Genomic DNA, 14,851 nt, shown 5'->3' with positions numbered 1-14,851 from the left:
TCTCCAGCCGTCTTTGTTCTGAAAGCCTCACTACTCTTTATTGATTCTACTATTCAGCCCCTTTTTATTTGATGAAAAATTCAGACAACAGTCTCCTCTTATATTATGCAAGTTTTTAAGAGAAGAAAAGTATAAAGCAAGCGCTGATTAAATTCTTTTTTACCTGGATAAATAGGAAAACGGTGAAAAACAAAAAGGAATCATAAACGTGAATAAAAATGAATAAGGTAGCGGAGGCTGACTTTCAAAGAAAGGAAAGATAATATGGCTAAAAACAAACCTAAAAAAAGCCCCCAGCTGCTCTCTAACCAGCTCCTGATCAGCTTTCTGATTCTGCTTGTCATTCTTCATTATGCAGCGGATCATTTGCTAGCTGCGGGCATTGCGTTATTCATCATGATGACCTTCGCCGCATTGTACTTTTATTTCCAGTGGCAAAGACAAAAGTCAGCCAAAAACAAAATGGTGCAGTCAGGTATTAAAGAAATTGACGTCATGAATGGAAGAGAATTTGAAAACTATCTCGGTGCATTGTTTGAAGCTATGGGCTATGAGGTGGAAGTAACGCCTGCTTCCGGAGATTATGGGGCGGATTTATTGATGGAGAAAGATGAAACCTTCATTGTGGTACAAGCCAAGAGATACAGTAAAGCAGTAGGCATTTCCTCTATACAGGAGGTTTTCTCTGCCAAAATGTATTACCAGGCCGATGAAGCGTGGGTGGTAACCAATAATACGTTTTCCAAGAATGCGTTTGAGCTTGCCAAAAGAAGCGGTGTAAAGCTGATCGCGAGAAAAGAGCTGATTGAGCTGATTACGGAAAATATGGCGGAGACGCCTCCTCCGGTTTTTACCATTCATACATGGAATGAAAAATGAAACATATCTAAATACCCTGCCTCACTCGTACAAGCCAAGGAGGCATGGTTGTTTTTCTGCTTCTTTGTTATTTTTTCAGTAGATAGACTCTGGATTCATAAGGAGTCAGCGTAATGGAAGGCGTTAATTCTCCTTTAGCGGGTTCATTGCTGATCAGCAGCTCCGCTGATTTATACTCAATGTTTTCCGGTAACTGGAGCTCGGCTGTTTCTGCCGAAAAGTTATTGATTACAAGCAGTGTCTCATTTCCAAGTATACGTGTATATGCATATACTTGTAGATGATCCTCCGAAACTAATTCGTACGTTCCATAGGCAATCACGTCATGCTGCTTGCGGAGCTTGATCAGCTTCTGATAATGATAAAATACAGAATCGGGATCGGCCAGGGCTTGTTCTACGTTAATTTCTTGATAGTTCGGATTGACTCTCAGCCACGGAATGCCTGTGGTAAACCCGGCATTTTCACTGGCATCCCATTGCATCGGTGTGCGGGCATTATCACGGCATTTGGCGTGGATGGCTTCCATCACTTTTGCATGGTCCCCTCCTCCTTCGGTTACACGCTCCTCGTACATATTTAAAATTTCCAAATCATTATATTCGGTAATATCAAACTGTACGTTTGTCATCCCAATTTCTTCGCCTTGATAAATGTATGGAGTTCCTTTAAGCATATGCAGGAACTTGCCAAGCATTTTCGCTGATTTTACCCGGTACTCTCCATCATTTCCAAAGCGGGAGACCATACGAGGCTGGTCATGGTTATTTAAATACAAGCTGTTCCAGCCTTTTCCCTCTAAGCCGTACTGCCATTTAGACATCACTTCTTTTAACTCTTGCAGCTGCCATGGCCGCATATCCCACTTTCCGCCTGGCCCGGTATCTAAATCCATATGCTCAAAGGTAAAAATCATATTCAATTCTGTTCCTTCGCTGTTTGCATACCGCTGTGCATCTTCAACTGAGGTACCCGGGCATTCACCGACGGTCATAATATCATATTTTGACAGGACGCCCCGGTTCATTTCCTGTAAGTACTCATGAACACGCGGCCCATTTAAAAAATAATCGCCGCCCCATGCATACCCGCCTTCTTCTTGCTGCTGTCCATCCGGCAGTCCCTCTACTTTGGAAATCATATTAATTACATCCATCCGGAACCCGTCAATGCCCCGGTCCAGCCACCAGGTCATCATGTCATACACTTCACGGCGGACGGTTTCGTTTTCCCAATTTAAATCAGGCTGCTTTTTGCTGAATAAATGAAGGTAGTACTCATCGGTCGCTTCATCATACTGCCAGGCTGAACCACTGAAAAAAGAAACCCAGTTGTTTGGTTCCTTCCCGTTTTTACCAGAACGCCAGATGTAATAATCGCGGTATTCGTTGTTTTTCGATTTTCGCGACTCTATAAACCAGGCATGCTCATCCGATGAGTGATTGACAACGAGGTCCATCATCAGCTTCATGCCTCGTTCATGAAGACCGGCGAGCAGTTCATCCCAGTCTGCCATTGTACCAAACTCGTCCATAATATCCCGGTAGTCGCTAATGTCGTAACCGTTATCATCATTAGGTGACTTGTAAACAGGTGAAAGCCAGACAACGTCTACTCCTAAATTTTTTAAGTAATCGAGTTTGGAGATAATCCCCTGCAAATCACCAATCCCGTCTCCGTTAGAGTCTTTAAAGCTTCTTGGATAAATTTGATAAACCACACTTTCTTTCCACCATGCTTTCTCCATGATATCCGCCTTTTCTATCCTTCTTTAACCCTCTACAAGCCTCTTAGATGGCTTCTTGCTGAATAAATAATGCGTTTTGCTTTATCAGCACTTTATCCATTGTGGACTATCCGGAAACATTGCCCGCCATTATTTTCCCAATTCTTCTTTAAAAAATAAGAGCAATTGCCAGTTCTGCTGACAATTGCTCTTTCTTTCCTTATCTTTCTTTGTCACTGCTATCAAATATTTTTCCTAAAAAGAAGCCGTCTATTTCACTTAGTTTTCCCCGCCAGAGAATTTTTCCTTTTGAAGGAGTAGGCTTGCTGTCGCCGCAGTAGACCTTTGTATCTTTCATATGAAGAAAATGTGCTTCTGTATCGTTCGTGCGCGACGCTTCTCCGGCTTTTTCAAGCTGGTCACTGACCATTTGTGCCGTTTCGTTTCCACCTTCAAAAGTTTCACTCAGCATGTGGAAATATTCTTGTGCAGATACCAGTGTACCTGTAATCACAGCACCTTTTACATTTAACGTAATATCTAAAGAGAAATCGTCTTTGTTTGCCGCTTCGACAAAAAACTCAAGAATACTATCTTTGGCTGCACTCGAACTGCTGCTCATATTACGTCTCCTTTCTCATCTCATTTAAAAGAAGGTACGTATCTTCTACTTTTTCCTCTACTTTCTCATTGGAAAGAACATTATAATAGGTTGCTTTCTCTTCGTTGTCTGAATCGCTGGACGGTGATGCTGCTTCCTTGCTATTTTGCTTCTTTGATTGATCAGCTTTTTTGTTATCACTATTCCCATTATTGTTTTTTCCATCTTTTTCGATATCATTTTTTTTTACATCATTACTGCTCTCATTCTTTTCTTTATCTTTTTGATCGTGTTTTGGCGTTTCATCTTTATTATCATTATCCTGCTTTTCTTCCTGACCTTCTGTTTTGCTATCCTTTTCCTGGTCTTGATCCTTAGCTGGATCTTTTACTTCTTCTTTCCCCGCTTGATTCTCATTCTTCTCATCAAGTTCCTCGTTTTCTTTCTGATTCTCATCCGAATTCGGCTTTTCTCCGCTATCTACTTGATTTTTTCCAGCGTCTTGAGAATCTTCTTTTTTATCTTCGTCCTTCTGTTTATCTTGTTCTGCCTCTTCACTTTTCTCTTCATTCTCGTCTTTATCATTGTCATCGCTTTTCTCTTGATCTTCTTCTAGAGTCTGTTTTTCTTCGTTATTTATTTGACTTTTTTTTTCAGCGTCCTCAGAACTTTCGTCATTTTCTTTTTTATCCTGCTCTTGCGTTTGAACTTCTTCATCATTTTTTCTTTTATCCGACTCATCGTCGTTTTGGTGAGAATCTGCTGCTTGGTTCTTATCTTTTTCTCCAAGCATTTTTGTAAGCATTTCTTCTATTTTACCTAGACGGTCTTGCAGCTTTTCATTTTCTTCCTTTAATGCCTCATATTCTTTGTTCGTTGATTTTTCATCTGACTCTGATGGTTCCTCTTTACTGTTTTTCTGAGATTCTTCCGATTTTAATTGTACCTTTTCATCATTCTTTTCATTACCATCTGGTTGAGCTGGTTGTTCTTCGCCAGCCTCTTTATCTTTTGATTCGGGTTGTGCTGTATCATCATTCTCTTTGTTTCCTAGTTGCTCTTTCGATTCTTTTTTATTTTCTTCGCCTGCTTGCTCTGTCTTCGGTTCCTTTTTATTTTCTTGATCGTCCTGCTGAGCTTTTGGTTCTTCCTTATCCTCTTCGTTTTCTACTTGGGATTGGCTGTCTTCGTTATTTAAAGGCTCTTGCAAATACGATGATGAGCCTCCATCGTGATCCGACTCTTTCGATTTTGGCTGCTCACTTTTACTGCTTTCCTGTTTTGATGAATCTTCTTTTTCATTCTTTCCTTCATTTGATGCTGCGGTTGATTCAGCTGCCTCACTCGAACCACTTTTATTTTGCGTTTTGTCCTCTTCCTGGCCGTTTTTTGTTTCTACAAATTTTGTCAGCATTTCTTCCAGCCGGTCTAACCGATCATTGAAATCGCTGCTTTCTTGATTTGATGTTTGCTCATTTTTTCCAGTGGACTTATGATCTTTCTCTAGTGTGAGGCTTGTCTCATTTCCACTGTTCTTTTCTCCTTCATCATTCACATACCCTTCTACTGAAACATCTTCTTTTTTGTCCAGCACTTTTCCAGCTGAATGTTTAATAGAAGCCACTGCTTTTTTTGACTTTTCTTTCATTGCCTGGCCCAAGCCGGAGCCTGTGCTCTTTAACTTATCTCGACTTGCATTTTCCAGTAGTTTCTTTCCATTCTCGGGCGTAGCCATATAACCAACGGCAGCACCAATTAATCCTCCTGCAAGGGACCGTCTGAGGGAATTGCTATTTGGGCCGTTCTCGTTTTTTGTTTCCTGAGTCTGATTTTCCGTTTCTTTCGCTTTTTCCATGATAGAACCTCCTGCTTAGTAGTTGAATTCTTTAGCATCAATGCGATTTGTAGATATCTTCTTTTCCAGAGATTCGAGCCTCTCATGAAGTCTTTTATTTTCTTCTTCAAGCGCTTTCGTATGATGATCGGCTGCTTTGGATGTCAAATACGGATCGGTTTCCCACCAGTCCATGCCGATTTCTTTTGCTTTATCAACAGAAGCGACAATCAGGCGTATTTTGATGGTTAACAACTCAACATCCGCAATACCAACCGTAATATCTCCTGCGATTACAACACCTTTATCTAATATTTTTTCCAATACATCCACGATCGTACTGGATTGCATGGAATGTTCGACTGCCATGTATAGTCCTCCTCGGCATTTTAATTAAAGTAAACTTCCTAAAGGACCAAGATCGATATTTAAATCATCCGCATCCAAGCCGAAAATTTCTTTTAATTCTTCCATTTTTTCTTCCAGGTTCATCAGGGCTTCGCCTAAATTTTCGATTTGCTCATCCGTCAGTGTGCCGCCTTCTACCCTTCTAATCGCATGCCTTTCTACAATTTGTCTTAGCAGCTCAATAACCGTTAGTACTAATTGCGCTAACCCATGCTCTGCATTATCAGGGTCTAAGTTAATTTTTCCATTTGTCTGGCTGGCCGGTTGCATGAGTGAGATCCTCCCTCTGTTTATCAAATTGTACGGAAGAGATGGTTTTGCCGCTTCCCTGTTGAGCCTGAACAAGCGATTCTACCGAAGCAATGAGTACTCTTAAATCCAGATAAACCAAGTCAACTCCTGCAATGGAAATCACTAAATCTGCTTTTATCGCCACTCCCTTGTCCAGGATGACATCCAAAATATCAATTAAAGCAATATCCTTATTCTCGATCGATTCCTTTAGTGACATTGTTCTCTTCCTTCTTTATGAAAAGCTTGAAAAGTGATAGGCCGGCCAGGGCCCAGATGCTTGAAACTGCCAGCCTTTTTCCTTCATATCCTTTTCATATTGTTGAATTTGTTTTAAAAAATCTTCGACTTTCGATTTGGAAATGAGATATACACCGTTCCATGTCATCTCCTCCTGCCTTCCAGTCACTTCGCTGCTCCACGTTCTTTTTACGTTTCCTTGAACGGCAAACTCACTTAGACGGGAATGTATATGTTCACTTACTTTGTTTTTTTCTTCTTCGAGCTCGGACGCAATGACCTTGTCCAGCTTTTTCTTTTCAAAAAATTGCTTTCCTCTTGGCAATTGACTGATTTCCGCTCTTTTTGCTTCTATAGTTGGGTTATTCTCACTTACTTCCTTTTTTAATTGTTCGTCTTCACAATAAATTTTTACATTCCATTCTTCATTTCCGGTAATAAAAGCGAATGTATCGAGCATTTTGGCTTCGTTTGATTGAACAGCCATTTTTAAGCTGTCTTCACTCTTGTATAACGTACAAAACTTCAATGGGATAAGAGTATACATTTTTGCGAGCTTCATAACCATTTCATGATGGTGAAAGGCTTTTTCCTGAAGCCATTCCATATCATTATTAATCCGGTCTTTAATGCTTTCTTCTGCGTACTCTTCAGCGTCTAAGCTGCACACAATAGCCGTCAGCTTTCCTATCGGTACGTTATATAAATCTCCTATATCATCGAAACCTTTCAAAGACGGAAGCGGCTGGCTGGCTGTTTCCTCCGTTTGAGCCAATCCATACAAATAAATTAGACGATCCATGCTCTTACTGCCCTCATTTCTTTTTTGTCATCTGCTCCCATTGTTCCATTTCCATTCGTTTGGCCATTTCATACCGTATAATCAGTTCTTCTTCTTTCGCTTTGTAAGCCGCTTCTGGAATTTCCCCAAGCTCGTACATCATCTGCAGCTGAATAAGCTTTTGCTGAATGGTAGGCAAGTCGTACAGCTCTTTATCTGCTTCTTCTTTTACCTTTTCTCCAATTTTGATGACAAGGTTGATCGGCGCAGAAACCAGCTTGTGCAGCATTAGGCATCCTCAACTTTTAATCTAATATTGACGAAGTTATAAGCCGGCCACGGACCGCTGTAGTTGAATTCGACTCGATCCTCCCATTGGTCGTGCAGCTCATTTACTTTTTGGTCAAATGCTGCTTCTTTCTCACGATCTACTAAAAATGCTGCATTTAGGAGCATCTTCTCCCCGATCGGATCATTCACTTTTGACGCTTCTGCCAGCTCCTTTAAAGGATGGAAGATATCTCGTTCTGTCTCTTTTTGCAAAGATGTCACGAGTTTTTGGGCAGCTCCCCCCAGCTGAATTCGTTCATAGTAGCTGGCTGCTTCTGATTTCCCTTTTACTGCCTGCGCCATTTTTTCCATGCTGGCATCTTCGCTCACTTTTGATTCAAGCCATTCTTTTTTGCCAATGACTTTCAAACCGAGTTCTACCTTTCCCTTTATTTCCGGGAAAAGCTTTTCAAATTGTGGATATAAATTTTCCAAAAGCACGGCTACATCTTCTTTTGAATGAAAGACATTTCCGAAACTAACCGGTATCACGGTGTCATTTTTCTTCATCACAAGAGAAACCGCCTGCTGGTGCATCATCAAATTATCTTTGTTTGGATGGTAGATTTTCATCGGCACCTCCGCGGCCACCATGGCTGCGTCTTTATACCGGATGGTGAACAGCTCTCGTTTTTCTTCTTCCATCTCTATTTCACCAAAGCTTTCATCCGCTTCCATTTGAATTCCGCAAAAAATATAAATCCCCATTGATTCTTCCTGGCTCATTGTAAAACGCTCCTTTATCCTTCAGTAACTTTCATATTGTGACACGCTTTTATCACTAATTCTTCTGCTGCTTTCATTGGGTTATCCGATTTGATGCACCGACTCATTTGATGCGCCAATACGTCGAGACATAAACGCTGAAAAGTAGTGTTTGACCCGTCTACTGGAATCTCTTCTTCCGCCGCTATCTTGGCAATCATTAATGAAGCGCGCAGGCTTGGTCCGTTGTCCGCTTCGCATTCTTCGCGTAACTGGGCAACAAGAGCGGTAATGGCCGCCGCCTTCTCCTGAGCGATATCTACCTTTTCCGAAATGATAACTGCTGCGTGATCGTGTTCTTTATGGTCAATAAAAATCGTAATCAGGCGATCAAGCAGTGCTTCTTGTGTTTGATAGACTCCTGCATATTCCTCAGGATTGCTGGTGAAAATGACGGCAAAATCAGGATGAACCCGAACAAACGGTTCTGTTAATTTCGTTCCGTACAAAGGAAGGATCCCTTCTTCTAAAATAGACAAAAAGATATTGTTAGTGGCTGGCTTTGAACGGGTAAACTCATCGTAAACAAGGGTGTAGCCATTCTTTACTGCTTCCAGCAGCCGCCCGTCCCTCCATGTTTCTGTTACACTTTCGTCTCTTTTATATACAGAACGAACATAATTATCGACTACTTTTTTACTCGTGTAGCCAGTAAAGTCACCAATTAAATCTTTATTGTTTAATTCATGGTTGCCATGGATCAGCATAACGGGTTTTTTTCTTTTCTTTGCCAGAGCGAGCGCCAGCGAGGTTTTTCCAGTTCCAGACGGGCCTGTTAAGTGAATAGGGTAGCCCGCTTTTAAATATTGCAGCGAGCGGGAAAGCAAGTCTTCTGTCTCTGGATCATGGACAATCTCTTTTGAATTTTTATTAATCTTGTTTTTTAAGACGGTCACTCTTTTTCCTCCTACTCCCGCGTCCTATGCTTCATAATTAATTGAACTTCTATACCGAATATCTCGTCGTTTATAAGAAGTTACTTCCTTCTCTTCACTTAAAAAAACCTCGTATACACCGATCATTTCGTCTTTTGCATACTTTTTCATATATTCTTTTTCTTCAATCACTTCCACGGTCAGCTGCCAGCCGTTATCGTTTTTTTCTACGGAAGTAATTTTGTGAACTGGAGCTACGAATTCGTTAAAGAACTCTGTAACATTCCCAATAATTTGTTTAATCTCCATTATGTCCTCCTGCTAAAGAATGACAGGCCAGGGCTTCCTGCACCCTGGCTCTGCTTTCTCTATTAAATGCTAAACCGTGCATTTCTTTCATTTGATTGAGCAAGCAGCCCATTTTCTTCAACGTTATCTCCAAGCAATCCGACAGCCTCTGCATAACGCAGCCATGTATCGACACTGGCAATGACCACCCGGGCTTCCACCGTTAAAATTTCAATTCCGACTACCGATACCCTTACAAAAGCATCGATGACAATCCCTTTATCTAAAATCCGGTCAATAACCTCTGCTAAACTGGAACTATCTGTACTTTTTTGAACAGCCATAATTACTTTCTCCTTTCGTGATGATATTAAGAACCGATTGTTTTAATATCATTGGAAGATTTTATGTTTTTCGCACTTTTAATTTTAGTAGCACTCTTAATATCCTTGGATGTTTTAATATCACTGATTCCCTTAATATGCTTGACGCCTTTTACTTTCCAGTCATCGTCTTTTTTATTGGCTGAAGACATTCTCTTTTGAAACTCTTGTCCAGCTTCCACTGCTTTCCCCAGCTTTTCTCGGGCTGACAGCAGGACCTCTTGGACTTTTTCTTCTGCCTCTCCTGCTTTTTCATGGATATTTCCTTTTAATTTCTCTTTTGCTTTGTCGACGATGACTTCTTTCACTTTCTCTTTCACTGGCTCCGGAGCGTGTTTGATCGCGCTTTTTGCCACTTTACCAGCCGCTTTTTTCACGCGCTTGTCCACCTCATCACCCCCTCCGGATTCCCTTTAAGAAAACTTCTTATTTCTTAGTGTCGACGAGGTCATTCAGCATTTTTTCCATTTTTTGAAGCCGCTCATTGAGCTCTTTGTTTTCTTCTTTGATTTTTTCATATGCTGGAGACTGGGTTTCCTTTTCTGAACTGCCTGTTCCTTTGTTGTCTCCACTTTCCTTTAAAGGAGATAGCAGCTTTCCATCGATTTTACTGATATATCCTTCAGCTAATTGTCTGATGCTGTTTTGTGCCTGGCCGGCCAGGAGTTCCTGTGCGGTTTTCCTAAATTCCTTTTCCGCTACCTTTACAAATTCAGAATCACCTAAGTTTTTCATTAGTTTTTTGCCGGTATCCGGATTGGCGAGCAGTCCTATTCCGGCCCCTACTACGCCGCCCAGTATAGCCAGATTGATCGAATAGTTAGGGCTGTCTTTTGTTTCTGCCGGCTGCTTTTCTTCCTTCGTCTGGCTGTTTTCTTCCTGGTTTACCTCTGCTTTTTGCGTACTGTTTTCGGCTGCTTCCTTGTTTTGGTTTCCTTCTTGTTTTTCATTGGCTTCTTGGGTATTCATACTCTTAACCTCTTCTCTTGATAGATTTCTTCTATAGCTTTTTTATACTTTAGTAACTTAACCGTGATGTCTGAGATTGGTTTTGATATGCAAGGCTTTCCGTTTCAGCTTCATCACTTAATAATCCAACCGCTTCTGCGTATCTTAGCCATGTATCAACACTGGCAATAACGACTCTGGCTTCGACTGTAAGAATTTCTATACCTACGAGTGATACTCTTACAAAAGCATCAATAACAATTCCTTTGTCGAGAATTCGGTCAATCACTTCTGCCAGACTAGAACTATCTGTACTTTTTTGAACACTCATACTTTGTCTCCTCTCTGCTTTTGACATATTGGGAGGTTGTTGAGCTATTTTATTTTTAGGTTTAGTCTGTACATACCTTTCCTCTCCATGAGTAAACATGGTTTTTATAGGAATTAGGAACTGTTTCATTAAATTAATTAAATATTTGGATTTAATGGATATATTATGAAAAATGTAATTTATGATAAATGCAATAACTAGTGAGGGATTTGTGTGTTTTAGGCAGGTATGGTTCTGTTGAAGATATATATCTAAAAAAAGGGCTCTAAACAAACAGATGTTGTTTGGAGCCCTTTAGACTGTAGATAAATTATATTAATGACCGTGCACATGAATAGGATGGATCGGCGGCGTCCAGGCAGCTCCGCTTTCCATGGGGCAAGCGCTGAGCCCGACTTCGCCTGGCGGCTCCACCGTTCTCAGCTGCCCTGCTAGTCCCATAGGAGTCTGCGCTGCGCTGCCCTCCTGCCGCCAAGTGGCTTGCGACAAGATTGTATAGAGCTAACCAGGTCGTATCTTTCTGTTTAAAAAAGAGAAAATGCTATTCGGTCCTTGCTTATGGATCTTCAATACCACTTAGTGAAGACTGCAGGACGAAGACTCCTGCGGGAAGTACAGTGAGTCGGGAGACCCCGCAGGCGCAGCCGAGGAGGCTCCCGCACTGCCCGCGGAACGCAAAGTCCGGCCGGCTTCACTTATCGGCTCTTTTTTAAAAGCGAAAGACTTTGTCTACACACTGAAGGGCCCTAAACAAACAGATGTTGTTTAGAGCCCTTGTATATGTTTCTTTTTTTATTACTCAATCACCCAGGCGTAAATGAGCGCTGGACGTTTTACTTCTGAAGATTTTCTTACGCCTTTTTCCCTTCACGCCGCAGCAAATAAAGAAAATAAGGGGCACCGATTACGGCTGTTACAATACCGGCCGGTATTTCAATAGGAGGAAATAAGCCTCTTCCTAAACTGTCTGCTGCGAGCAAAAACAACGCGCCTATTAAAGCAGAAACCGGCAGCAAAAATTTATGCCGGGAACCGGTGAGCTTTCTTGCTACGTGAGGCGCGATCAATCCAATAAATCCGATTGATCCAATAGCCGCCACACACATTCCGATAATGATAACAGAGAGGCTGAGCAGCAGATATCGCAGCTGCTTTGTTTTTTGCCCCAAACCCGTTGCCAGGTCATCACCAAGGTTTAATATATCCAGTTTTGCAGACAGCAGCCAGAGTGCAATCCCAAACGGCACGCTTGGAAGCAGCATCCACACCTGCTCCCAGCCTCTTCCCCATAAGCTTCCCGCCAGCCATAGAAGGGTGCTGTTTACGTCATCAGGAAACTTAATCATAAAATATTCAATACCCGCCTGGAAAATAGCACCGAGCGCAATACCGATCAACGCCAATGTGGCTGGCTTCACACCGTTTTTATGCGCAAACAGCATTAAAGCGGCTGCGGCCGCCGCCGCTCCGAGAAAAGCCGAAACGGGCAGCCAAAAAACAGGTGATTCTGGAAACAGGACAATCACAATCACTGCAGCCAGTCCGGCCCCTTTTGTGACACCAATCACATCCGGTGACGCAAGCGGGTTTCGCAATATTCCCTGCAGAACCGCACCGGCCATCGCCAGTCCTGCTCCAGCGATCATGGCAATATACAGACGAGGCAGGCGGTACTCGTGAAGAATAAAGGCATGGCTGGAAGAGCCGGTTCCCGCTAAATCCGCTATAATATCCAGCGGTGAAATATAAACGGCCCCTACCCCAAGACTGACAGCCGATAAAAGCAGCAGCAATACTGTCAAAATGAAAAGCAATGCCAGAGGGCGTCTTTTTTTATTCAATGTTGTTTGTTCGGTTATTCTCATTGTTTAATGCCCCTTCCCTGCTTGGCTAAATATAGGAAGAACGGAGCTCCGATCAAGGCGGTCACAATTCCAACCGGTGATTCAAACGGATACGCAATAAAGCGGGAAAGAATGTCCGCATACACAACAAGAAGTGCGCCAAACAGAGCCGAAAACGGAATGATTCTTCGATAATCCCCGCCAACGAGTTTTTTTACAATGTGAGGGACAATCAAGCCGACAAAACCGACTGGCCCTGCCACTGCAACAGATGATCCTGCCAGCACAATCACCAGCAGTCCCGCCAGAATTCGAATTTGTGTCACTTTTTGTCCAAGGCCCTGTGCCAGGCTTTCTCCTAACACAAGAATAGAGATCGACCTGGAAAGCGCGGCAGCTAAAATCAATCCGCCAAGCGACCATGGAAGAATCAATTCCACATGCGTCCAGCTTTTTCCGTTTATTGCGCCGACCATCCAGTAAAGAGCATCCTTGCCCTGGTCACTAAAAAGAACGACTCCTTGTGTTAAGGAAGACAGAAAAAAGTGAACGGCCATTCCGGCCAGTGCAAGTTTGACCGGCGTCATTCCGCCGCCTGAAGCGAAAGAGTATACAATCACGCCGCCCAGGGCTGCTCCTAAAAACGCCGCATATACGAGAGAAGCAGAAGAAAGACCCGGAAAAAGAACGAGTGACAAAACGACAAACAAGGATGCTCCGGCATTTACGCCAAACACTTGCGGAGAAGCCAGTGCATTTTTCGTAATCGCCTGCATGAGGGCTCCAGCAACAGCGAGACTGGCTCCTACGAGGACGCCAATTACCGCCCGCGGCAGGCGCAGCGTCCGAATAATCACCTGTTCTTTTGATTCATCCCATTGGATAAAAGAATGAAGAACGGTCTGCGCTTTTATATCGGCAGCGCCTACTGAAATGCTAAGAACGATGCCTATTAATAATAAAATGGTTCCAATTAAAGCGGTAAGATATGTCGTTACTTTTTGTTTTGATGCTCTGTTCATTTCGTTCCCAACACTTCCTGACAAGATTTAAACAGAAAAGGAAGCAAGGAGACGTTTCCTTACTTCCTTTTTTGTTTTATTTGTTTTCACCAAGCATTTTCAGCATATCGGCGCCAATTGCTTCGGCAGAGGCAACTCCGCGGAATCTTGTCCACAAGTCACGGTCCACGTCATACACTTGTCCATTTTTAACTGCTTTTAAGTTTTTCCAGAGCGGATTGTTTTTCCATTCATCCGTAATGAGCTTGCCATCATTATTGGCTAAAAGTAAAATATCCGGATCAATTTCTACAAGCTGCTCTAAATTCATTTCAGCATAAGGCTCTTCCTGCTGGATCGCATTTTTGAATCCAAGGTGCTCAAGAAGTTCACCGTCATAAGAAGAAGATGTATGTGCCTGGAATGATGTATCACGAACAACAGCAGGCAAAATCGTCGCGTTTGGATCTGCTTTCAGCTTTGCTTTTGTTTCTTCAATCGTTTTTTCATGCTCAGCCAGTCTCGTTTTGGCTTCCTCTTCTTTTCCGACCGCCTGGGCAATCGTACTAAAAGCATCCAGGTTTTCCTGGTATGTGGATTCACGGCTTTTCAGTACAATCGTTGGAGCAATTTTCTGCAAGTCTTCATATACATTTTTATGGCGTTCTGCATCTGCAATAATCAAATCCGGCTGAAGAGAGCTGATCACTTCCAGGTTCGGCTGCTCACGTGTTCCTACAGATGTATAGTCTGTCTCTTTCCCAACAAGCTTTGCAATCATCTCTTTCTTTTCATCGTCTGCGATCCCAGCGGCATCTATGCCAAGTGCATTCAATGAATCTACAAATGATAATTCAAGCGCTACAATTTTCTTAGGCGTACCTTCGATTTCTGTTTCCCCCATCTCATGGGTAATCGTTTTGGTATTCCCGCTTTCTGTTTGGCCAGCGCCTTGAGTGTTTTCTGAATCTGCTGCTTTTTGTGTACTGCTGCAGCCCGCCAAGGCTAATAGAACAGCAATGGCTAAAAGCAGACCGGTTCCTTTTACAGAACCCGTTTTCATCCACTTCAACATGGCAAATAACTTCCTCTCTGTTGCTAATATGTATGATGTTTTTCTCTTTGATAATGATTATCATTTCTAAACAAAGAAGACGCAAGGTTATATACATTGTGTTCTTTAAAAAAATTAAATCTAAGTGAATACTTTCACACAAAGTAAAAAACTGCTTGTATCCCTCTCTTTTTCTTCTTTTAAGAAAAAGGGCCTTCTTGGGTTTGATTCTCTTTATTAAAAATAATTTTTTTCCCGTTTCCTGCATAAGC

General features: G+C 42.2%; 20 protein-coding genes. 1 reads left to right on the top strand and 19 read right to left on the bottom strand.

Annotated elements, in window-relative coordinates; genetic code table 11:
• Window positions 1-264: 264 nt before the first annotated feature.
• Complete coding sequence (locus RG959_RS10780) at window positions 265-879, top strand: restriction endonuclease (RefSeq protein ID WP_342797112.1); 615 nt, start codon at window positions 265-267, stop codon at window positions 877-879.
• A gap of 67 nt (window positions 880-946) precedes the next feature.
• Here RG959_RS10780 and RG959_RS10775 read toward each other — a convergent pair whose 3' ends face one another.
• From RG959_RS10775 to RG959_RS10685, 19 genes are all read right to left on the bottom strand, one after another.
• A complete protein-coding gene (locus RG959_RS10775; RefSeq protein ID WP_342797111.1) occupies window positions 947-2,626 on the bottom strand; it encodes a glycoside hydrolase family 13 protein in 1,680 nt (559 codons plus the stop codon).
• A gap of 199 nt (window positions 2,627-2,825) precedes the next feature.
• Window positions 2,826-3,227 (bottom strand): gas vesicle accessory protein GvpU, encoded by a 402-nt coding sequence (gene gvpU / locus RG959_RS10770; RefSeq protein WP_251273901.1) that lies wholly within the window; start codon window positions 3,225-3,227, stop codon window positions 2,826-2,828.
• Window position 3,228: 1 nt separating this feature from the next.
• Window positions 3,229-5,061, bottom strand: a complete 1,833-nt coding sequence (gene gvpT / locus RG959_RS10765) for a GvpT/GvpP family gas vesicle accessory protein (protein WP_342797110.1) — start codon at window positions 5,059-5,061, stop codon at window positions 3,229-3,231.
• A 15-nt stretch (window positions 5,062-5,076) separates the two neighbouring features.
• Window positions 5,077-5,409 (bottom strand): gas vesicle protein, encoded by a 333-nt coding sequence (locus tag RG959_RS10760; RefSeq protein WP_251273905.1) that lies wholly within the window; start codon window positions 5,407-5,409, stop codon window positions 5,077-5,079.
• Window positions 5,410-5,433: 24 nt separating this feature from the next.
• Window positions 5,434-5,718: a gas vesicle protein K gene (locus RG959_RS10755; protein WP_050183853.1), complete on the bottom strand. Its 285-nt coding sequence runs from the start codon at window positions 5,716-5,718 to the stop codon at window positions 5,434-5,436.
• Window positions 5,684-5,959, bottom strand: coding sequence for a gas vesicle protein (locus RG959_RS10750; protein WP_342797109.1), 276 nt, complete (start codon window positions 5,957-5,959; stop codon window positions 5,684-5,686). Before RG959_RS10750 ends, RG959_RS10755 begins: the two co-directional genes overlap by 35 nt.
• A gap of 15 nt (window positions 5,960-5,974) precedes the next feature.
• The gene (locus tag RG959_RS10745) at window positions 5,975-6,781 is read right to left on the bottom strand and encodes a GvpL/GvpF family gas vesicle protein (protein WP_342797108.1); all 807 of its coding nucleotides are present in this window, start codon (window positions 6,779-6,781) and stop codon (window positions 5,975-5,977) included.
• A gap of 13 nt (window positions 6,782-6,794) precedes the next feature.
• Window positions 6,795-7,049: a gas vesicle protein GvpG gene (locus tag RG959_RS10740; protein ID WP_342797107.1), complete on the bottom strand. Its 255-nt coding sequence runs from the start codon at window positions 7,047-7,049 to the stop codon at window positions 6,795-6,797.
• Window positions 7,049-7,816 carry a GvpL/GvpF family gas vesicle protein gene (locus RG959_RS10735; protein WP_342797106.1) on the bottom strand — a complete coding sequence of 256 codons (768 nt, stop codon included), beginning with the start codon at window positions 7,814-7,816 and terminating at the stop codon, window positions 7,049-7,051. Before RG959_RS10735 ends, RG959_RS10740 begins: the two co-directional genes overlap by 1 nt.
• Window positions 7,817-7,830: 14 nt before the next feature.
• Entirely contained in the window at window positions 7,831-8,751 is a 921-nt protein-coding gene (gene gvpN / locus RG959_RS10730) for a gas vesicle protein GvpN (RefSeq protein ID WP_342797105.1), read from the bottom strand.
• A 24-nt stretch (window positions 8,752-8,775) separates the two neighbouring features.
• Entirely contained in the window at window positions 8,776-9,039 is a 264-nt protein-coding gene (gene gvpO, locus RG959_RS10725; protein WP_242234395.1) for a gas vesicle protein GvpO, read from the bottom strand.
• A gap of 62 nt (window positions 9,040-9,101) precedes the next feature.
• On the bottom strand, window positions 9,102-9,362 hold the full coding sequence (gvpJ, locus tag RG959_RS10720) for a gas vesicle protein GvpJ (protein ID WP_242234394.1): 261 nt from the start codon (window positions 9,360-9,362) through the stop codon (window positions 9,102-9,104).
• A 26-nt stretch (window positions 9,363-9,388) separates the two neighbouring features.
• Window positions 9,389-9,790 carry a gas vesicle protein GvpQ gene (locus RG959_RS10715; RefSeq protein ID WP_342797104.1) on the bottom strand — a complete coding sequence of 134 codons (402 nt, stop codon included), beginning with the start codon at window positions 9,788-9,790 and terminating at the stop codon, window positions 9,389-9,391.
• 37 nt (window positions 9,791-9,827) lie between these two features.
• The gene (locus tag RG959_RS10710) at window positions 9,828-10,370 is read right to left on the bottom strand and encodes a GvpT/GvpP family gas vesicle accessory protein (protein WP_342797103.1); all 543 of its coding nucleotides are present in this window, start codon (window positions 10,368-10,370) and stop codon (window positions 9,828-9,830) included.
• A 49-nt stretch (window positions 10,371-10,419) separates the two neighbouring features.
• Window positions 10,420-10,680, bottom strand: coding sequence for a gas vesicle protein GvpJ (gene gvpJ, locus RG959_RS10705; RefSeq protein WP_251273927.1), 261 nt, complete (start codon window positions 10,678-10,680; stop codon window positions 10,420-10,422).
• Window positions 10,681-10,995: 315 nt separating this feature from the next.
• Window positions 10,996-11,121 carry a hypothetical protein gene (locus tag RG959_RS10700; protein WP_342797102.1) on the bottom strand — a complete coding sequence of 42 codons (126 nt, stop codon included), beginning with the start codon at window positions 11,119-11,121 and terminating at the stop codon, window positions 10,996-10,998.
• A gap of 410 nt (window positions 11,122-11,531) precedes the next feature.
• Window positions 11,532-12,545, bottom strand: coding sequence for a FecCD family ABC transporter permease (locus RG959_RS10695; protein WP_342797101.1), 1,014 nt, complete (start codon window positions 12,543-12,545; stop codon window positions 11,532-11,534).
• Window positions 12,542-13,546, bottom strand: a complete 1,005-nt coding sequence (locus RG959_RS10690; protein WP_342797100.1) for a FecCD family ABC transporter permease — start codon at window positions 13,544-13,546, stop codon at window positions 12,542-12,544. The genes RG959_RS10695 and RG959_RS10690 overlap by 4 nt, the downstream gene beginning before the upstream one ends.
• Window positions 13,547-13,622: 76 nt before the next feature.
• On the bottom strand, window positions 13,623-14,600 hold the full coding sequence (locus RG959_RS10685; RefSeq protein ID WP_342797099.1) for an ABC transporter substrate-binding protein: 978 nt from the start codon (window positions 14,598-14,600) through the stop codon (window positions 13,623-13,625).
• Between the last annotated feature and the right edge of the window lie 251 nt (window positions 14,601-14,851).

This window comes from Domibacillus sp. 8LH (assembly GCF_038806185.1).
GTDB lineage: Bacteria > Bacillota > Bacilli > Bacillales > Domibacillaceae > Domibacillus > Domibacillus indicus_A.
The sequence above is the reverse complement of the archived record's forward strand: the minus strand, read 5'-3'. Positions and strand labels throughout refer to the sequence as shown.